The sequence below is a fragment of the Vreelandella sp. 21 genome (assembly GCF_050995515.1).
Classification (GTDB): domain Bacteria; phylum Pseudomonadota; class Gammaproteobacteria; order Pseudomonadales; family Halomonadaceae; genus Vreelandella; species Vreelandella alkaliphila.
Window position 1 is genome coordinate 2,454,716 of sequence record NZ_CP194673.1, and the last position, 20,278, is coordinate 2,474,993.

A 20,278-nucleotide genomic window follows, 5' to 3' on the forward strand; every position below is an offset into this window, starting at 1 on the left:
TAACAACGACGCTTTATGCGCATCTAGCGTCGCTTAATGACAATCGCTATCTCGCTATCTCGCCATACTTAAGTACGTTTTCCATCGCTACTGTCAAGGAGCGGCCAATGAACCGCAACGTTATTTTGACCTGTGCTGTCACCGGCGCAGGTGACACCACAAGCAAGAACCCCAATGTTCCTATCACGCCCGAACAGATCGCGAACGACTGTATTACCGCCGCAAAAGCCGGTGCCAGCGTGGCCCATATTCATGTACGTGACCCTAAAACCGGCGGCATCAGCCACTCTCTCGAGCATTTTCGTGAGGTGATGCAGCGTGTGCGCGAGGCCGAGGTGGATATCGTCATGAACATTACCGCCGGTGGAGGCGGAGATTGGATTCCTGACGCTCAGGCTCCCACCCGCGGTGGCCCCGGCACGGACATTCAAACGCCCGCCCAACGCCATGAGCCAGTCGGTGAGCTTTTGCCCGAACTCTGCACCCTAGACTGCGGCAGCCTCAACTTTGGCGATATGGTCTACGTAAACCCTGCCGACTGGCTACGCGAGCACGCCCGCCTGGTGCAGGCTGCTGGCGTCAAACCAGAGCTTGAATGTTTCGACCTGGGCCACGTTTGGTTCGCACGCCAGCTACAGCAGGAAGGGCTGATCGATGGCGATCCTCTTTATCAACTCTGCTTGGGCATTCCCTGGGGCGCTGAAGCCGATACTGAAACGATGTTGACCATGCGCAATAAACTGCCAGAAAACGCTCAGTGGGCAGCTTTCGGCATCGGTCGACATCAGATGCCCATGGTGGCTCAGGCGGTTCTACTAGGCGGCCATGCCCGCGTCGGTCTTGAAGATAATCTTTATCTTAAAAAGGGCGTAATGGCGACTAATGGGCAATTAGTTGAGAAAGCCGCCACTGTCATCGACAACCTTGGTGGCCGAGTGATGACACCTGCAGAGACACGCGCTCACCTGTCCCTACGCGATCCACACACCGGGAATATCAGCGCGGGAGGTGACGTATGAGCCGCCAACTTAGCGTGATAGGAACCGGCGTCATTGGCAATGGCTGGATTGCTCGCGCCTTGGCACAAGGCTGGGATGTCGTGGCCTTTGACCCAGACCCCAATGCAACCGATCGCACGCGTGCCTTTATTGACAATGCCTGGCCCTCTTTACAGCGTCTTGGCTTGGCAGAAAGCGCTAACCCAAAACGCTTACGGTTCGTCGATAGTGTAGAAGAGGCGGTTATTGGCGCTGACTTAATTCAGGAAAACGTACCTGAGCGACTTGAGCTTAAGCGCGAAATGCTTGCGGCGCTGGATTCAGCTGCGGAAAAGCACGTCATTATCGGCTCTTCCACATCTGGCTTTAAACCCAGCGACTTGCAGCAAGACTGCCACAATGCTCCTGGGCGAGTTATCGTGGCTCACCCCTTTAACCCGGTCTATCTGCTACCGCTAGTGGAGCTCGTTGGCGGAGAAGCCACCACGCCTGACGAGTTAGAGCGTGCTCATGCGCGATACCAAGCACTCGCCATGCGCCCACTGGTCGTGCGCCGAGAAATTGAGGGGCATATTGCTGACCGCCTGATGGAAGCGCTCTGGCGTGAGGCGCTGCACCTAGTCAATGATGGCGTGGCGACAACCGAAGAGATAGATGCCGCCGTCGTCTACGGCTGTGGTTTGCGTTGGTCACTAATGGGCACCTTTCTCACCTTTCATTTGGCTGGTGGCGAGTCAGGGATGCGCCATATGCTTGAACAGTTCGGTCCAGCGTTAAAACTACCGTGGACAAAGCTTGAAGCTCCCGAGCTTACCAACGAGCTTATTGATCGCGTGGTAGAAGGCTGCGAGCATCAAGCCGCTGGTCGCTCAGTGGCCGAGCTGGATCGCCGCCGTGATGACTTTCTGGTAGAACTGCTCGGCTTAGTACAAAAATATTGGCCTGAAGCCGAAGGCTTGGAAGGACGTATTTAATGATTATTTTACAAAGCCGCGTTGCCTCGGAGTGGGTCGACTACAACGGCCATATGAACGATGCCGAATATGCCCGAGTATTCTCACTTGCGGTAGAAGCACTCATGGAACATATCGGCCTGGACACCTCCGGTCGTGCCCGCCATGGCTATACCATTTACACCCTTGAGACGCATCTTTGTTATCGCCGCGAGGCCCATGAAGGACAGCCACTCGGCGTGGAGCTGACCCTGCTGGATCGCGATAACAAGCGCCTGCATGTCTTTTTCAAGCTGAATGATGAAGCAGGCAACCTGCTAGCCACCAGCGAGCAGATGCTGATGGGCATTGATATCGATACCGCTCGCCCTGCGCCTTTCCCATCCCCCGTTGAGGAAGCCATCTCTGCGTTACCTTTAGCAGCGCCATCAACATGGCCAGAGCTGGCTAACCGCACAATTGCCATACGGCGATAACGACACGGCAAAACGGAATAGCAAAACCACATAGCAAAGCAAAACTAAAAATAATGAGAACCGTCCGCCAGCACGGACGGTTGACCGGGATTGCCGGCCCGACGTCCGGCCCAAGAGGACAAGCATATCGCTACGCCAACTCCCCCTCATCGATCCACGCCGCCTTCGCATAACAACTCACCCAAGGCCGAACTCAGTACAGACTACATGGTGACAGAGCTCGCCCAAGGCGGTTTCTTCCAAGGCATGCACAAGGGAATGACGCTAAGTGCTAGCGGCCTAGTGCTGCTCTTCGTACTTTTCACCGGGCTTGGCTCAGATACAGCTGGCAGCGTGTTCGGAGCAACACGCGCCTGGATTGAGAGCACGTTTAGCGGTTATTACCTGATTACCGTGATGCTGCTACTAGCGGTCTGCGCCTTCATTGTCTTCAGTCGCTATGGAAGCGTAAGGCTTGGCGCTGACGACAGCCGCCCAGAGTTCAGTAACTTTGCGTGGTTCTCGATGCTCTTCTCAGCAGGTATCGGCATTGGCATCCTGTTTTTTGGCGTCGCAGAGCCAATCTTTTATCTTGACGATACCGGTGCGTTTGGCTACCCCAACAACCCCCATGCCGATATGGCCGGTGCCGTCGCCATCGGTCACGAGCGCGCTATCGATGCGTTACGCGTTACCGTTTTTCACTGGGGCCTTCACGGCTGGGCCATCTATGTGATTGTCGGTATGTCGCTGGCGTATTTTGCTTATCGAAAAGGGTTGCCGCTAGCACTGCGCTCGGCGCTTTACCCCTTTATAGGCGAACGCATCTTCGGCCCTATCGGCCACCTGTTTGATATCCTTGGGGTGCTCGGCTGCGTCTTTGGCGTCGCTACTTCGCTAGGGCTTGGGGTTAGCCAAATGGCCGTTGGCTTAGAACGGCTAATAGGTGTCGACCCAGGACTAAATACCCAGTTAATACTTATCGCGGGTATTTCAGTTATCTCAATACTCTCAGCCGTATCCGGCGTACGCGGCGGTATTCGTCTTATCTCCGAGATGAATATCTGGGTGTCCCTAGTGGTCGTGAGCATTTTCCTAATTGCAGGCCCCACGCTGTGGCTCATCATGGCGTTCGGCGAAACCATGCTCGACTACGCTATCAATTTTATTCCCATGGGACTTTGGTACGCTGATGAGGAAGGAACCGCCGCTTGGCAACAGGGTTGGACAATCTTCTACTGGGGCTGGTGGCTAGCCTGGGCTCCCTTTGTCGGTCTTTTCATCGCCCGAATTTCTAAAGGACGTACGTTACGCGAGTTTGTATTGGGCGTTCTGTTAGTACCTACCCTGATCATTTTTGTTTGGCTGATCATCTTTGGCGGCAACGCCATGTATCAGGAGTTATATGCAACGAATGGCCCAGGTAGCGCCGGTATTATTGAGCTGGTTAACGCTTGGAACCTACCCTCAGCACTGTTTGCCACGGCTGATGGCATTGTCGGCAGCGGCACGTTTGGCTGGATACTCTCTGCCATGATGGTATTTCTGCTAATGAGCTGGTTTGTCACCTCTTCAGACTCCGGCACGTTAGTGCTGACCACCATTTTATCATTAGGTGACAATGAACCGCCTAAACGCTTCCGAGTGTTCTGGGGCGTGGTGATTGGTTTGGTGGCGGCAGTGTTGTTGGTTGCCGGAGGCCTGAACGCACTGCAAACAGCGCTTATTGCTGCTGCCTTACCGCTAAGTGTTGTTGTACTCGTGATGACCGCAGGTGTACTACTTTCGCTATTCCGCGAGACGCTCGATGGACGACGCAAAAGACGCTGACCTAACCATCCCGATGACATCAGGCGTGCTTAACGGCAGCGCCTGACTGTCAGTGAGAGACAGCATCAAACCAACGCAGTAACGACTGACTGGTGGAGCCGCTAATGGACATAAACGCTTTTATAACCCGCTTCGATGCGGGCTTAAAAGATATCGAAAATGGCTCTCCTGCAGTAGCACGACAGCGCTACGATCAATTATGTCAAACGTTTGCGCCGCCTAATCCGTCAGGCATGACAATCACTGACGAAACCTGGGAAAGCGTAGCCCTCCGACACTTTATCCCTGCATCCGCTGAGTCTGGCCAAGTGCTATACATTCACGGGGGGGGATTTACCCTGGGGTCTATCGACAGCCATCATGGCGTTGCAGCAAGCCTTGCAGAGCAGCTAAAGCGCCACGTTATCAGTGTCAGCTATCGCTTAGCGCCGGAGGCGGGCTACCACAACATGCTAGAAGACTGCCTCAAGGTCGCTGAGGTTATAAAGCCCATCGCAGTAGTAGGTGACAGCGCTGGCGGTCGCATAGCCATAGATTTAGCGCCCTTACTGCACCGTTGCGTGCCCCTAGGACTTATCTATCCGCCGGTCGGCAAACTAAACCAGCAAACGCTGGGGGCCGATGCGCCGTTACTTAGCCGACATGATGTCTTGTCACTCATTCCCTACTGCCCGTGGATTGGGAACCACTTCGATACACTTCCACCGGAAACGCAGATTGAGGTTCTTTCAGTTGAGCACGACCCTTTGACCGCACCGCTCGAAAAAGCCATTGCGGACTGGAGGAACAACGGTATGCCGGTAGGCTATCGCTGTGCAAAAAACATGGTTCATGCGGCATTGCATGCCCACGCGGACCTGCCTGAAATGCAAAGCGCTTGGCAAGATTTTTGCCAAGCGCTTAACAAACGGTTAACACGAAATATTGGTTACTGGTAAGTCGAACGTACCGCCTGTATCGCTGGCTGCCCATCTTTAGTCGTCACGCCATCCAGCCATGTCTCTACCGTGTCTAAATTAGCGCTAATCCACTCAGACGCTACCTCGTTGGCGGGACGATCCTCATAGCTGTAGTCATGCACCCACGCGTTTTGATCCTCAATATCCACTACATACTGTGAAAGAAAACGATGCAGCTGGGGATCATCTTCAGCCATATTGGCCGGAACGATAGTCCAAACAGTGCTCTCAATTTGGGCAATGCCCGCCTCATCGGCATCATCCAGATAAGCTATGTCGAAACTGACGTTCATCCAATGGGGCTCCCAACCAACAAAGGCCACCCACTCTTCATCCGCCATCTTTTGCTCTGCCTGCGCCAACATAGCGGCGGTGGAGCTTTCACGCAGACGCCAGTCTCCTAAGCCTGCAATATCATTATCAATAGCTGCCAGAATGGCCGTGTTAATCCCGGTGCCCGCCTCGATGCCCTGAATATCACCGTCGAAACGGTCACGGTAGGCGTCCAGGTCGGCCACCGATGTCACACCGGCATCGTAAACGTACTGAGGAACCACCAGGCCAGAGTTCGCCCCCTGGATATTGGAGACCAGCTTTTCAATTTTATTATCAGCAACCAGTGGCTCAACCATATCGGTTTGCACCGGGTACCAGCCCCCTAGATAAACATCCACATCGTTACGCGCTAGCCCCTCAAGAATAACGCTTACGGCCAAATCACGCTGACTTGTTTGATAGCCCATCGCTTCCATCAGTTGCGCTGCCACTTCAGATTTCACGGTGACACCTGGCCAAGGGGGGACGCCCAAACTTACTTCGTCAAGTTCAGCGGCGGCAGGACCAGCAATCGCAAGCGCTGCCAGTCCTGCGGCGCCAAGCGTGTAAATACTCTTTAAACCACCGTGTGCGTTCTTCATTGTAATGTCCTCTTTTATCGATATACGACATCAGTTTGCCTGCTAAGCCGCAGCAGGAACGACACAAAGCGACATTACTTAAACACAAAGCGACAGTCACTCCGAGAACACTCAACTATCTGCTTGTTGGCGCGCTTCAATCGGTGAGCGGCCATAGTGTGCACGGAACGCACGGGCAAAGCTCGAACTAGAAGTAAAGCCGCAGGCCACACCTATGGCAAGTACGCTCATATCGGTCTCCGTCAACAACCGCTGGGCACGGCGTAAGCGAAGTTGCTGATACCACTGGCGAGGAGATACATTCAAGTGCTGTTCAAAAAGCCGCTGTAACTGGCGAGATGACACACCACTCCGGTGGGCAATATCAGCCAATGGAAGAGGCTCTTCTAGATGCCTCTCCATCAGTGCAACGGCCTCGACCAAACGCCGATTGTGGGTGCCTAAACGCTGAGCTAGCGACATTCGCTGCTGATCGCTACGGCTACGTAAACGCTCGTGAATAAGCTGCTCGGAAACATCAACCGCCAGCTTGGTTCCGTGACGCCTGGCGATCACTGCTAAGGCCATGTCCATGGCTGCGGCTCCCCCCGCACAGGAAAAACGTCGCTCCCCGATCTCAAATAACTCGTCGGTTGTTTCAATCGTTGGAAAACGCTCACGGAATACCGGCAAGCTCTCCCAGTGCAAGGTGATTCGCTCTCCCTTCAATAACTGAGCGGCGGCTAATATAAAGCCTCCGGTGTCCAACCCCCCCAGGGCACATCCGGCTTGATCAAGCCGATGCAGCCATGAAATGAGCGCTCGGCTTAAATGATCTTCAGGCTCAAAGCCGCTACACACCGCCAACGATGGCAGGTCGAGACCCTCGCCCATCGACTGATCGACTAATAGCGTCATACCATTGCTTGCGGTGACAGGCTCACCATCACGACTAAATAGCGTCCACTCAAACAGCGTTTGGCCGCTGATCCGATTGGCTATTCGTAACGGCTCTACCGCAGAAAAAAATGCCATCATTGAAAAGCGCGGTAATAATAAAAAACCAACGCGCTCTGGCAGTGATCCAGAATAGTTAAGGCGCAAAATAACTCCTAAAATAAGCGCTTTCTTATCGATGCTGACGATTACTAAGCGAATCAGGCAACGCCAATGAATCCTTGTACATAATACACGCCCAACCAGCAACAGGATGCCCTGGGCCTTTGCACAAGGTACACTGGAGATGGTTAGACATTAGATTCATTTGAAAGGCACTTCATGACCAGCGCTCCTCCACTTTATCTGCAAATACAGCAGCACCTGTTAGAAAAAATCCAGGGCGGTGCCTGGCAAGCACACCACCAGATCCCTCCCGAAGAGCAGCTTGCCCGAGATTTTGGGGTAAGCCGAATGACGGCTAATAAAGCGATTCGTGATCTCGTCCAAAAAGGCTACCTTACACGCCAGCCTGGGTTAGGTACCTTCGTGACAGATCGCAAGGCAGAGTCGTCGCTGGTCGAGGTCTACAACATTGCCGATGAAGTGCGCTTCAGGGGGCACCATTACAGTAATCACGTACTGGTATGTGAAGCCATTGAAGCGGATGACGAAGTCGCTTTGCGGCTAGGCGTTCGCTTGGGTAGCCGCGTGTTTCAAACGCTGCTGGTGCATTTGGAAGACGACACACCTATTCAGCTTGAAAACCGTTATGTTAACCCTCGCTGGGTACCCAACTACTTAACCAGCGACTTCTCACTGCACACACCCAATGAAGTATTGGTAGCGGCCTGCCCGATTACTGACGTAGAGCACACTGTTGAAGCTGTGCTTGTCGACCAGCAAACTGCCGATTGGCTTGCTATTGATACCGCAACCCCCTGCCTGAGTATGGTACGACGCACGTGGTCAGGCGAGCAGCTCATCAGCTATGCCCGTTTACTGCATCCAGGCGACCGCTACAAGCTGCGCTCCTCGGTGCATCGCCAAGCGTCATAAAGACTTAGATGGTAAAAACTTAGCTGGTAAAGACCTATATGGTAAAGACCTAGCTAATAAGCGCTTGTACCAAATACCCGGTGGGTACGGCGAGCATCAAGCTTAATGCAACGCGAATAAACCACACCACCACCATGCGCCCTACAGAAAGCGGAATGCTCGTAGAAAGAATGCAAGGAATTGAGGCTGAGAAGAACAGCACAGCGGATACTGATACAACGCCTGCAGCAAAACGCGAAACAAAGTCCGCTTCTGCCATTAACAGTGCCGGTAAAAACATTTCGGCAAGGCCAGCAGCGGATGCCTGGGCAAGCGCAGCCGCATCAGCAATGCCCCACACGGCCACAAAGGGGTAAAACAACCAACCCAGCCACTCAAATAGCGGCGTGTATTTAGCCGCAAGCAAGCCTAGCAAACCCACCGACATGATCGAAGGCAGAATGCTAATCGCCATCACTAGCCCTTCTTTAAAGTTAATTGCGACACTTTTATGCAACGCCGGTGCGCGGGCGGCCACTTCCAACCCGGTATGCCATGCCGTTAGCAAGCGTTTGCCTGCTACCGCCGTAGGTTCCCCGTCTTCAGCACTATCATCTATACGCGATAAGGGCGGCAAACGAACGGTGACAGCCGTGACGATAAACGTGATCAATAACGTTAGCCAAAAATAGGCGTTCCACACCGCCATTAAATCCAGCGTGCGCGCCACAATAATCATGAACGTCGCCGAGACAGTCGAAAAACCCGTGGCGATAATGGCCGCTTCCCGCGCGGAATACTGCCCCGCCTGATACACCCGGTTGGTAATCAATAATCCGATAGAGTAACTGCCCACGAATGAAGCGACCGCATCGATTGCCGAGCGTCCTGGCGTTCGCCAAATGGGCCGCATTACGGGTTGAACCAGCACGCCAATAAGCTCAAGCAACCCATAGCTGATCAACAAGGCCAGGAAAATCGCGCCAATAGGAACGATCAAACCAACGGGAATCACCAGCTTCTCAAACAGGAAAGGCAGCATATCTGGCTCATGCAGAAAGGCAGGCCCCCAGCCAGTCAGCGCCATCAGGGCAGCCATTACCCCGAGCAATTTTAGTGCGGTAAAAATGCGCTCGGTAACGTTTCGATTCCAGTAGCCTCGAATCAACGGGTACGCAGCCCCAGCGGCAATCAGCGCCAGCGCATAGAAGCCACTTGCATCTCCTAGCCAGCTCCGGGCACCGGTCACCATATGATCGAGCAATATAGTGCTGCGACCGCCAATTTCGACAGGCACGAAGAAAATCAAAATCCCCAGCGCACTTGGCAAAAACAGTTTGAGGATCAGCGCGGCGCTGGGCCGCTGACGGGTTGTAGTATTGGGAGGGAGCATGAGCATGCCTCTTGTTATGTAACAGCGTTTAAAGAGCCTTCCACGTATCTTCAACACTTAATGTATATACATATACACACCAATTGAAGAGCACCACCAGCCAATATAAATAGACATTAGTCTAATGAATCAGACTAAAAACAGTCTTCATTAACATCAAAAAACACATAACAAACTGTTTAAAATACCAAAAACAACAAAACCTCATCTTTTCATGCATTTCACCCTTCCCTCTATTTTGTAACAAGCAGCTTGACGAATCGGCTCATATTGACCTTAATTGTATATACATTAAGATTTGAAAATAAATTTTTGCACATCGCCTTTGAAAGGAGCTCCTCATGCCGAATGCAACGGATCGTCGCCTCTGGCGCGATATCAGCGTCTTCGATGGCTTGCGGACATTGCCCGACCGCATGGCCGTTATTACCGAAGGGGCACACATCATCACCTTGTCGCCCATGAGTGAGTTCGACGAGCAACTCGCCAATAACTGCACAGAGATGGGCAGTGGCGGTGTGATGACCCCTGGTCTTGTGGATTGCCACACCCACCTTGTATTTGGCGGTTCTCGGGCTGAAGAGTTTGAAGCGCGGCTTGAAGGGGCTAGCTATGAAGAGATTGCTAAACGCGGTGGCGGCATTCTCAGTACCGTTCGTGCCACGCGTGAGGCTAGTGAAGATGAGCTGCTAAGGCTCGCTAAACCGCGCCTTGAAGCACTGATTGCCGACGGCATTACCACCGTGGAGATTAAGTCTGGCTACGGGCTTACTGTCAAAGATGAACTCAAGATGCTGCGTGTCGCGCGCCGTCTCGGCAAGATGCTGCCAGTCAACGTCGTCACGACGCTGTTGGGCGCCCATGCCCTCCCCCCAGAATACAAAGATGACAGCGACGGCTATATCGATCTTGTCTGCCAGGAAATGATCCCCGCAGCAGTGGCTGAAGACCTGGCTGATGCCGTTGATGTGTTCTGCGAAAAAATCGCTTTCTCGGTGGAACAGTGCGAGCGAGTGTTTGCAGCCGCCGAGGCCCACGGCCTACCCATAAAGGCACACGCCGAACAGCTCTCTAACCTGGGCGGAACGGCCATGGCCGCGCGCCACGGAGCACTATCTGCTGACCACATTGAGTACCTGGATGACACTGGCATCGCTGCCATGCGTGAGGCCGGTAGTGTGGCAGTAATCCTGCCAGGTGCTTTCCATACCCTCCGTGAAACGCAACAACCGCCGATTGCGGCGCTGCGCACCGCGGGCGTCCCGATGGCGGTGGCAACCGACGCCAACCCCGGCAGTTCCCCACTGTTTATGCCCACGCTAATGCTCAACCTAGCCTGCACGCTGTTCCGCCTGACTCCCCAAGAGGCACTGGCGGGCATGACCGCTCATGGGGCAACTGCGCTAGGCCTATCGGGCAAAGGGCGCATCCACGAAGGTGCAGAAGCCGACCTCTGTGTATGGGATATCGATGCACCCGCCGAGCTCGCTTACGCCGTACAACCAGGCCGCCTTCGTCAGCGCATGTTCCAAGGGGTGCTTACCCATGGCCATTAACAGTAAAGCCACTGCCACTGAACTCGACATGTCACTCTGGACGGGCCGAACAGACCCTGAGCCCAACAGTGAGCGTTGGCATCAAAAGATCCAACCGCTCAGCCCAACGGCAGCGCCGGGCTGTGCTTTATTAGGTTTTGAAAGCGATGCAGGTGTAGCCAGAAACCAGGGACGTACCGGTGCCGCACAAGGCCCTTCGGCGCTGCGTAAAGCGCTGGCACCGCTGGCGTGGCACCGCACAGGCCCAGCCTATGATGCGGGAAATGTACGCTGCGAAGGCGATGCCCTAGAAACCGCCCAACAAGCCCTCGCCGACCGATTAGCAGCGTTACTTAAGGCTGAACACTTTCCCGTTGTGCTAGGTGGCGGCCATGAGGTGGCCTACGGCAGTTGGCTGGGGCTTGCCCAGCATCTCGCTGATAACGGTGAAAAAGCACCACGCATCGGCATTATCAATTTTGATGCCCACTTCGATCTGCGCGATCCCTCTCATGTGCGCTCTTCGGGCACCCCCTTTACGCAAATTGCTGATGAATGCGCCAAGCGCGGCTGGCCGTTTCGCTACGCCTGCTTAGGCGTAAGCCGCGCTGCAAACACGCGCGCGCTGTTTAGTCGCGCAGCAGAACTCGGCGTCATGGTTCGTGAAGACCGGGAATTTCAACCGGCACACCTTGAGTGCATTCGGCGCGACCTGGAGCGCTTCATGGTGCGTTGCGATCACCTCTATCTGACCATCGATCTGGATGTACTGCCCGCTGGGGAGGCCCCTGGGGTCAGTGCTCCCGCCGCTCGCGGCGTCTCACTCGCACTGATTGAACCACTGCTTGAGGCCATTCGCGACAGCGGCAAGCTCCGCTTAGCTGATCTCGCCGAGCTAAACCCCGATCACGATATCGATAGCCGTACTGCCCGCGCGGCAGCACGGATTGTCTTTCAGTTAGCGCTCGACACCTAGCGCCTTGCATTAACGAATCAACTAACAAAAAACCGCCAAATCAGAGGAACCAAATCATGTTACCAAACGATAAACGTCACGACGCTTCCCGTAAGATTGCTGCTCCCATCGGTAGCCAACTCAGCTGCAAAAGCTGGCTGACTGAAGCACCGCTGCGCATGCTAATGAACAACCTCCACCCTGACGTGGCTGAACGCCCCGAGGACTTGGTGGTGTACGGCGGCATTGGCCGCGCTGCGCGTGATTGGGAGTGCTACGACAAAATCGTTGAGACTCTGCAGCGCCTGGAAGATACGCAAACCTTGTTGGTGCAATCCGGCAAACCGGTAGGCGTATTTGAAACCCATAAAGATGCCCCGCGGGTACTTATTGCCAACTCCAACCTGGTTCCCGCCTGGGCCAACTGGGAACACTTCAACGAGCTGGATCGTAAAGGCCTAATGATGTACGGCCAAATGACCGCTGGCTCATGGATTTACATCGGCTCTCAAGGCATTGTCCAAGGCACCTACGAAACCTTTGTGGAAGCAGGCCGCCAACACTTCGACGGTAACCTGACAGGCCGCTGGGTTCTCACTGCAGGCCTGGGTGGCATGGGGGGCGCTCAACCGCTCGCCGCTACCCTGGCTGGTGCCTGCTCGCTGAATATCGAGTGTCAGCAAACCAGCATCGACTTCCGCCTGCGCACGCGCTATTTAGATGAGCAAGCAGACGATCTCGACGATGCGTTAGCGCGCATCGAACGCTATACCGCTGAAGGCAAAGCCGTCTCGATTGGCCTGTGTGCGAATGCGGCGGATGTGCTGCCTGAGTTGGTCAAACGCGGCGTAAAACCCGATATGGTGACGGACCAAACCAGCGCCCACGACCCGCTACACGGCTACTTACCTGCAGGCTGGACCTGGGAAGAGTACGTGGCACGTGGTAAATCACAACCACAAGCCACCGTAAAAGCGGCCAAGCAATCGATGGCAGTGCATGTACAAGCCATGCTCGACTTCCAGAAGATGGGCGTGCCCACTTTCGATTACGGCAACAATATTCGCCAAATGGCTCAAGAAGAAGGCGTTGAAAATGCCTTCGACTTCCCTGGTTTTGTACCCGCCTATATCCGCCCCTTATTCTGCCAAGGAATTGGCCCCTTCCGCTGGGCCGCGCTATCAGGCGACCCGGAAGACATTTACAAAACCGATCAAAAAGTCAAAGAGCTGATCCCCGACGACCCGCACCTGCACAACTGGCTGGATATGGCCCGGGAACGCATCAGTTTCCAAGGCCTTCCGGCGCGTATCTGCTGGGTCGGCCTGAAAGATCGTGCGCGTCTTGGTCAAGCCTTCAACGAGATGGTCAAAAACGGAGAGCTTAAAGCACCCGTCGTGATTGGCCGTGACCACCTGGACTCCGGTTCCGTGGCTAGCCCCAACCGCGAGACCGAGGCGATGATGGATGGCTCCGATGCCGTCTCCGACTGGCCGCTGCTGAATGCCCTGCTTAACACCGCCGGTGGCGCGACCTGGGTCTCGCTACACCACGGTGGTGGTGTCGGCATGGGCTACTCCCAGCACTCTGGGGTAGTTATCGTCGCCGACGGCACCGATGATGCCCACGCACGACTTGGCCGCGTGCTGCGCAACGACCCGGGTACTGGTGTTATGCGACATGCCGATGCAGGCTACGACATTGCCAAACAATCTGCCCGTGAAAACGGCCTCGACTTGCCGATGCTGAAGAGCTAATTCAACAACTACAAGGAGCACTAATAATGACCCATCTCGATATTCAGCCCGGCAAAATGACACTGGCGCAAGCGCGCCAGGTCTTTCAATCCCCCGTCACGGTCAGCCTGCCTAGCAGTGCTGACGAGGCGATCCAAAAAAGCGTCGATTGCGTCAATCGTGTGGTCGAGGAAAACCGCACGGTCTACGGTATTAACACCGGGTTTGGGCTGCTTGCTCAAACACGTATCGCCGATGAAGACCTGGAAGCACTGCAGCGCTCGCTGGTACTTTCCCATGCCACCGGCGTGGGTGCAGCGATGGACGACAGCCTGGTCAGGCTCATCATGGTGCTTAAGGTTAACAGCCTGGCACGCGGCTTTTCTGGTATTCGTCGTGAAGTGCTTGATGCCCTTATCGCATTGATTAACGCCGAGGTGTATCCGCATATTCCGCTCAAAGGCTCTGTGGGTGCCTCTGGTGACTTAGCGCCGCTGGCCCATATGAGTGTGGTACTGATTGGTGAAGGCAAAGCACGCTACAAAGGCGAGTGGCTCAGTGCCGAAGAAGCGCTAAAAGTCGCCGGTCTTAGCCCGATTGCACTAGCTCCGAAAGAGGGTCTCGCGCTGCTCAATGGCACCCAGGTGTCAACGGCTTACGCGCTACGCGGCCTGTTCGATGCCGAAGACCTCTATGCTGCCGCCACGGTTTGCGGCTCACTGACAGTTGAAGCCACCCTAGGGTCGCGCTCACCGTTCGATGCGCGCATTCATGAAGTACGTGGCCAACGTGGCCAGATCGATGCGGCGGCGGCCTACCGACATTTACTCGGCGAGAGCAGCGACATCGGCAACTCCCACGCCAACTGCGATAAAGTGCAAGACCCTTACTCCTTGCGCTGCCAGCCGCAGGTGATGGGCGCTGCGCTTACCCAAATTCGCCATGTTGCCGACATACTGGCCGTAGAAATCAACGCGGTATCCGACAACCCCCTGGTATTTGAAGACACCGACGACATCATCTCCGGCGGCAACTTCCATGCCGAGCCGGTGGCCATGGCGGCTGATAACTTAGCCTTGGCGATTGCCGAAATTGGCTCACTGGCGGAACGACGCATCTCGCTGATGATGGACAAACACATGTCCCAGTTGCCGCCCTTCCTGGTCGAGAAAGGCGGCGTCAACTCTGGGTTTATGATCGCCCAGGTAACTGCAGCCGCGCTTGCCAGTGAAAATAAAGCCCTAGCGCACCCGCACAGTGTGGATAGCCTGCCCACTTCAGCCAATCAGGAAGACCATGTTTCCATGGCCCCAGCGGCTGGCAAACGCTTATGGGAAATGGCCGATAACGTGCGTGGCATTCTCGCCATTGAATGGCTCGGCGCCTGCCAGGGGCTGGATATGCGCCACGGCTTAACCACCACTGCACCGCTGGAACAAGCCAAGCAGTTGCTGCGTGAACATGTCACCCACTACGAACAGGACCGCTTCTTTGCGCCAGACATTGAAGCCGCAAGCGAGCTGTTGGCAAGCAGAGCTTTGAGCCCGCTTATTCGGCCTGGCACCCTGCCAAGCCAACGTTAAATGACACTCGTTTTCCCGCTACGAGGGGTGGCGGGAAACTCTCGCATTCAATTCCAACGACAAGAGTAGCTATCCATGAATGCTATCGTTTTGGCCATTTTAGTGATGGTCAGCCTCAGCTTGGCTCGCGTTTCCGTTGTCTTTGCCTTAATCGTCGCAACGTTGGTGGGTGGGCTTTACGCGGGCATGCCCATCAATGCCATCCTTGATGCCTTTAACGACGGTCTCGGCAACGGCGCTACTGTGGCCCTGGCCTATGCCGTGCTGGGCGCTTTCGCCGTCGCGCTATCACGCTCGGGCATCACCGAAGTAATGGCAAACCGTGCCATTGCGCGTTTTCATGTTGATGATTCTGGCAGCAGTCGCCGTATGGTGACCTATACCCTGCTGGCCGCCCTATTGGCCGCCGCGGTCAGTTCTCAGAACCTTATTCCGGTACACATTGCTTTCATTCCTGTATTGGTTCCGCCGTTACTGAAGCTAATGAATCACCTCCAGCTCGACCGCCGTCTCGTCGCCTGCGTGATTACCTTCGGCATTACCGCCCCCTATATGCTGTTACCAGTAGGGTTTGGCGCTATCTTTCTGAACGATATTTTGCTCACCAACCTCAATGAAAGTGGTGCCGAATTTGGACTGGAGATCACCCGTCAGATGGTCCCCATGGCAATGGTGATTCCTATTGGTGGCATGGCATTGGGCCTTGCCGTAGCCGTATTGTTTAGCTATCGCAAAGGGCGTAACTACCAAGACCGAGACCTGGCCAAGGGTGATGAAACCCCAGCACAAGCGGCCCAGCATTTAAAAGGTTGGCAAAAAGCGGTACTGGCAATAGCACTGGTTGGCACCGTGGCCGTTCAGCTCTACACCGGTTCAATGGTGCTGGGGGGGATCTTTGGCTTTGCTCTGCTCTCTTTAAGCGGCGTCTTCCGCTGGCACGAACAGGACGGTATCTTCACCGAGGGCATGCGTATGATGGCCTTGGTTGGGTTCATCATGATCACCGCGGCGGGCTTCGCCAGTGTGATGCAGGCCAGTGGCGAGGTTGAAGCGCTGGTCAGCAGTTCTACAGAGATAATTGGTGATAACAAGGGATTAGCGGCATTGATTATGCTGCTTGTGGGCCTTTTCATTACCATGGGTATCGGCTCGTCCTTCTCAACAATCCCAATCATCGCATCACTTTACGTACCCCTTGCGCTGAATTTTGGCTTTTCGCCGCTAGCCACCGTGGCGCTGGTAGGCACCGCAGCCGCCTTGGGCGATGCAGGCTCCCCGGCCTCCGACTCAACGCTTGGCCCAACCGCCGGTCTCAATGCCGACGGCCAGCACGACCATATCTGGGACAGCGTTGTACCGACCTTCTTGCACTATAATATCCCGCTGATTGCCTTTGGCTGGATAGCCGCCATGATCCTATAACGCGCACCCCCGCTTTTCAGCGCAATAACCATCCCCCAAAACGAAACCACCCCGCTCAGTTGAGCGGGGTGGCTTCGTCAGCAAACACAGTACATTACTACCTTTATTGGCAATAATTACTCGCTATCACTACCTGTACCTGTATCGCTATCGCTTGGACGCAACACCTTCGGGTTGGAGTTTCCCCACACCGTGTAAAGGTCGGCGAGTAGCGCGCTATTGAGGTCTTCAAGTTCACCAATAGTAATTCGCTCGTCACCCTGGAGCCCGTAAAGCACCACTTCATCACCCGCTGCCACTCCCTCGACATCCGTCACGTCGACCATGGTCGTGTTCATCGACACTCTTCCCATGACCGGCACTCGCTCACCGTTGACCAGTGCAAAGGCAGCGTCACTGAAAACACGGCGGTAGCCGTCAGAATAGCCAACAGGTAAATTCGCCAATAAGCTATCGCGCTCCAACACCCTGACATTATCGTAGCCAACGCCACTGCCTTGCGCGTAATCGTTGACCGATGCTACCCGCGTGCGAAACGACATCACCGGCTTGAACTGCTCATAATGGGGTAGATCGCCATACAGCAAGCCACCCGGGCGTACCATATCAAGGCGAGCTTCAGGCACTTCCATGGTGGTAAATGAATTGGCGGCGTGAAGCGTTAGCGCCTCGCGATCCAGGTTAGCCGTCTCAATTAACCAGTCACTTTGCTCGTGAAACGCTTCCAGCCCCTGGCGAACAAAATCTTCGTCCTCAAAGGCAAAGTGGGTCATGATGCCCACCAGCTCTAACGACGCTAAGTCTTGAAGCTCTAACGCTTCCTGGCGTCCTGCTTCACTATCAAGCGCCATGCCATTGCGCCCCATACCGCCAGCATTCAGACCCAAATGATAGCGCAGTGTTACCCCCGCCTCAGCTGCATCGCTGGATGCTTGGCGGGCGGCTGTTATATCCCCGAATAGCTCTTCCATGCCGTAATCGAAGGCACCGCGCACTTCTTCTGGTGTCGCACTGCGCACGCGCATTAAACGCCCATCGAAACCAGACGCCCGAACAACCCGCGCTTCTTCGTTACTTGCCACACCAATACAAGGAATACCTAACGCGATCACGGAAGGCATTAAATTAGCAATGCCGTGACCGTAGGCATCGGCTTTCATAATGGCGCAAAGCTCCGCTTCTTCGCCCAATAATTCCAGAACACCGCGCACGTTCCCTTCAAAAGCCGATTGCGAGATTTCTACCCAGGCATTGGCACTCAAGTGTTCTGGGCTATCAACGAGCAATGCTTGGTCGCTCAGCAACGGCGCCGCATAGCTGGTAGTAGTAACGGTGGCAGCAACAGCGGCAGCTAACAGGGTTAGTGGATATTTCATTATCAGATCCTTGATTCGTTTTCATTGTTAAGACCCCACTGCTCACACTACCTCTACTAAACAATTCTTAACGATAGCGGGTGCCGCGTTTATTAAAAAAAGCAGCACTAGGACGCAATAACCTGATGAGAAGGAAAGATCTTTCGCTGATTGCTCTGACTGTCGGCGGGGCGCAACTCTTCTACTTTTCTACTTTGCGTGTATTCAAGTCTGCGTGTATTCAAGCGCCAAAGCTAATTAAAGCTAGCAAAACTTCCAAGCGCCGTTTCAAGTGCCGTTTCAAGTGCTTTTCCAAAGAGAGCTTAGGCCGTTAACAGACTAAACGGTCTGTTGGCTACACCGTTTATCAACGTTTTGCCAATACACCTGATAGAAAATCTTTGCCATAAAACACACTAACCATCTGAAATAAAATAAAAAATCAACATATCGACACAGATTAGGCTTGGCTAGCTATTAGTCAACGTAATGTAAAAATGTTGATGTTAGACGATTTTATAGAAATTTTTTATAGCCTGAGCACCATGCGTGTGATTAAACTGGGGGTGCAACATGGTTTCGAAACTGAAGCATGGATGCCCTCTATAACTCTAAACGCTATCAACAAAGAGGTTTTATGAAGCTCTCAACATCCGTGAAATGCGCTCTAGCGACGTCCATCGCCGCTTCCATCATGGCTAGCCAAGCGCTCTATGCCGATACCGTTCGGTTACGCATGCACACGTTTTATGGCACCGAAGTGGATCAGATTGCAGCTGATTTGCGGGAACGGGTAAGTGAAGCGAGTGATGGCACTATCAACATTCAATTTTTCCGTGGCGGCGAGCTAGTCAGCAGCGACCAGTTTGTCGAAGCTGTTGCCCGTGGGAGCATTGATATCGGCCATGGTGTAGGTAGTTACTGGCCTGGCACGGTGGGTATCGGCACAATCGAAGGGGGCCTACCTGGAGCATGGGTAAGCGCTGAAGAAGCACACGATATATTTGCCAACCAAGGTCTTGATGAGCTCATCGCAGAAGCTTACGAAGAGCAAGGCGTTAAGCTGATTGGCCGCGGCTTTGGTAGCGATTATGGTCTAGTCACCCGAGAGCCTGTTTCCAGCCTGGAAGATCTTTCCAGCATGCGCATCCGCGCAACCAGCTCCATTGCAACGGTGCTGGAAAAATTTGATATTCCAACAGCCTTTATTCCAGGTGAAGAACTCTACGTCGCGCTTTCGACTGGCGTTATCGACGGTGCCATTTACGGAGGCCCTGTTGAGTACGAACAGCTACGAATTAATGAAGTGGCGGGCTACTACACCGATATCAACTTACTCAACCCAGGCTGGACAGAAAACGCGTTCATCAACCCTCGCACTTGGGAACGGATGAGCGAAGAGCAGCAGCAAATTTTGGTAGATGAGCTGGCTCAGTACCTGGAAGACGTTCACAACTGGCTGGAAGAAGGCAACCAACGCATCATCGATGAAGGTGAGCTGTTTGAATTCGCCACGCTGCCAGCAGAAGATTCAAAACGCTTAGCCGAAGCATCTTTGCCGATTTGGGAAGAAGAGGCGGCACGCTCTGAGCGAAATGCCCAAGCCGTTGAAATCTTGATTAACAACGCCAAAGCGCAAGGAAGATTGAGTGAGTAAGATCAACCGATATCTACGCTTTCAGGATGGGCTTTCCGACTGGGTCGGACGAGTCACCGCTTGGCTGACGCTAGGTATTATCGGTGTACTGCTCTATGAAGTAGTCGCTCGCTATGTACTCAATGCCCCCACTGTGTGGGGGCACGAACTAGCGACGATGTTCTTCGGTGCGCTGAGTATCCTGGCTGGCAGCTATACCTTACGCCACCAAAGCCACGTGCGCAGTGATGTCATCTATCGCCTGCTACCCTTCCGCATGCAGGCGTTGTGTGACGTGATTGTGTTCTCACTGGGTATCTTGGTGCTGAGCGTATTTTTCACCATGGCCGTGGAATTTGCCCACCGCTCCTGGCTAATTGGTGAGTATTCCAACCGAAGCATTTGGCGTCCAGCGCTTTGGCCGATAAAAGCGACCATTCCAATTGCCGTTGGATTGCTAATTCTGCAGAGCGTAGCAGAGCTAGTGAGGGCCATCGTGCGTTTACTTGGCATTCCCTATGATGATCCGCGAGACGACATTAGCGACGCTGACTAAATACAGCCCGACTCTGTTTAAACAGAGTGCTGCTTAACCCTC

17 protein-coding genes are annotated in these 20,278 nt (G+C 54.2%); 13 read left to right on the forward strand and 4 right to left on the reverse strand.

Annotation, left to right across the window (positions count from 1 at the left end; genetic code table 11):
- Positions 1–107: 107 nt before the first annotated feature.
- From ACN06F_RS11555 to ACN06F_RS11575, 5 genes are all read left to right on the forward strand, one after another.
- Complete coding sequence (locus ACN06F_RS11555; RefSeq protein ID WP_433923935.1) at positions 108–1,019, forward strand: 3-keto-5-aminohexanoate cleavage protein; 912 nt, start codon at positions 108–110, stop codon at positions 1,017–1,019.
- The gene (locus tag ACN06F_RS11560; RefSeq protein ID WP_120386729.1) at positions 1,016–1,972 is read left to right on the forward strand and encodes an L-carnitine dehydrogenase; all 957 of its coding nucleotides are present in this window, start codon (positions 1,016–1,018) and stop codon (positions 1,970–1,972) included. Before ACN06F_RS11555 ends, ACN06F_RS11560 begins: the two co-directional genes overlap by 4 nt.
- On the forward strand, positions 1,972–2,427 hold the full coding sequence (locus tag ACN06F_RS11565; RefSeq protein WP_038485783.1) for a thioesterase family protein: 456 nt from the start codon (positions 1,972–1,974) through the stop codon (positions 2,425–2,427). The genes ACN06F_RS11560 and ACN06F_RS11565 overlap by 1 nt, the downstream gene beginning before the upstream one ends.
- 207 nt (positions 2,428–2,634) lie before the next feature.
- Positions 2,635–4,236 carry a BCCT family transporter gene (locus ACN06F_RS11570; protein ID WP_433925116.1) on the forward strand — a complete coding sequence of 534 codons (1,602 nt, stop codon included), beginning with the start codon at positions 2,635–2,637 and terminating at the stop codon, positions 4,234–4,236.
- A 104-nt stretch (positions 4,237–4,340) separates the two neighbouring features.
- Positions 4,341–5,174: an alpha/beta hydrolase gene (locus tag ACN06F_RS11575; RefSeq protein WP_287705990.1), complete on the forward strand. Its 834-nt coding sequence runs from the start codon at positions 4,341–4,343 to the stop codon at positions 5,172–5,174.
- Here ACN06F_RS11575 and ACN06F_RS11580 read toward each other — a convergent pair.
- Together ACN06F_RS11580 and ACN06F_RS11585 are read right to left on the reverse strand one after the other, a co-directional pair.
- A complete protein-coding gene (locus tag ACN06F_RS11580) occupies positions 5,165–6,112 on the reverse strand; it encodes an ABC transporter substrate-binding protein (protein ID WP_433923936.1) in 948 nt (315 codons plus the stop codon). The genes ACN06F_RS11575 and ACN06F_RS11580 overlap by 10 nt on opposite strands.
- Before the next feature lie 111 nt (positions 6,113–6,223).
- Positions 6,224–7,195: a GlxA family transcriptional regulator gene (locus ACN06F_RS11585; protein ID WP_120386726.1), complete on the reverse strand. Its 972-nt coding sequence runs from the start codon at positions 7,193–7,195 to the stop codon at positions 6,224–6,226.
- Between the two features lie 174 nt (positions 7,196–7,369).
- Between ACN06F_RS11585 and hutC the strand changes: the two genes are divergently transcribed.
- Entirely contained in the window at positions 7,370–8,086 is a 717-nt protein-coding gene (gene hutC, locus ACN06F_RS11590; protein ID WP_038485798.1) for a histidine utilization repressor, read from the forward strand.
- Between the two features lie 49 nt (positions 8,087–8,135).
- Here hutC and ACN06F_RS11595 read toward each other — a convergent pair whose 3' ends face one another.
- On the reverse strand, positions 8,136–9,458 hold the full coding sequence (locus ACN06F_RS11595) for a YjiH family protein (RefSeq protein ID WP_253485577.1): 1,323 nt from the start codon (positions 9,456–9,458) through the stop codon (positions 8,136–8,138).
- A gap of 341 nt (positions 9,459–9,799) precedes the next feature.
- Between ACN06F_RS11595 and hutI the strand changes: the two genes are divergently transcribed.
- From hutI to ACN06F_RS11620, 5 genes are all read left to right on the forward strand, one after another.
- Entirely contained in the window at positions 9,800–11,014 is a 1,215-nt protein-coding gene (gene hutI, locus ACN06F_RS11600) for an imidazolonepropionase (protein ID WP_433923937.1), read from the forward strand.
- The gene (hutG, locus tag ACN06F_RS11605) at positions 11,004–11,969 is read left to right on the forward strand and encodes a formimidoylglutamase (protein WP_433923938.1); all 966 of its coding nucleotides are present in this window, start codon (positions 11,004–11,006) and stop codon (positions 11,967–11,969) included. The genes hutI and hutG overlap by 11 nt, the downstream gene beginning before the upstream one ends.
- 56 nt (positions 11,970–12,025) lie before the next feature.
- Entirely contained in the window at positions 12,026–13,705 is a 1,680-nt protein-coding gene (gene hutU, locus ACN06F_RS11610; RefSeq protein WP_433923939.1) for a urocanate hydratase, read from the forward strand.
- A gap of 26 nt (positions 13,706–13,731) precedes the next feature.
- Complete coding sequence (hutH, locus tag ACN06F_RS11615; protein ID WP_038485808.1) at positions 13,732–15,267, forward strand: histidine ammonia-lyase; 1,536 nt, start codon at positions 13,732–13,734, stop codon at positions 15,265–15,267.
- A 75-nt stretch (positions 15,268–15,342) separates the two neighbouring features.
- Positions 15,343–16,689, forward strand: coding sequence for a Na+/H+ antiporter family protein (locus ACN06F_RS11620; RefSeq protein WP_095603240.1), 1,347 nt, complete (start codon positions 15,343–15,345; stop codon positions 16,687–16,689).
- A gap of 116 nt (positions 16,690–16,805) precedes the next feature.
- Here the strand turns inward: ACN06F_RS11620 and alr are convergent, their stop codons facing one another.
- Entirely contained in the window at positions 16,806–18,065 is a 1,260-nt protein-coding gene (alr, locus tag ACN06F_RS11625; protein WP_433923940.1) for an alanine racemase, read from the reverse strand.
- A 616-nt stretch (positions 18,066–18,681) separates the two neighbouring features.
- On the opposite strand from alr, the gene dctP reads away from it, so the two are divergent.
- On the forward strand, positions 18,682–19,701 hold the full coding sequence (gene dctP / locus ACN06F_RS11630; protein ID WP_095603242.1) for a TRAP transporter substrate-binding protein DctP: 1,020 nt from the start codon (positions 18,682–18,684) through the stop codon (positions 19,699–19,701).
- Entirely contained in the window at positions 19,694–20,236 is a 543-nt protein-coding gene (locus tag ACN06F_RS11635; protein ID WP_038485821.1) for a TRAP transporter small permease subunit, read from the forward strand. The genes dctP and ACN06F_RS11635 overlap by 8 nt, the downstream gene beginning before the upstream one ends.
- Positions 20,237–20,278: the final 42 nt, after the last annotated feature.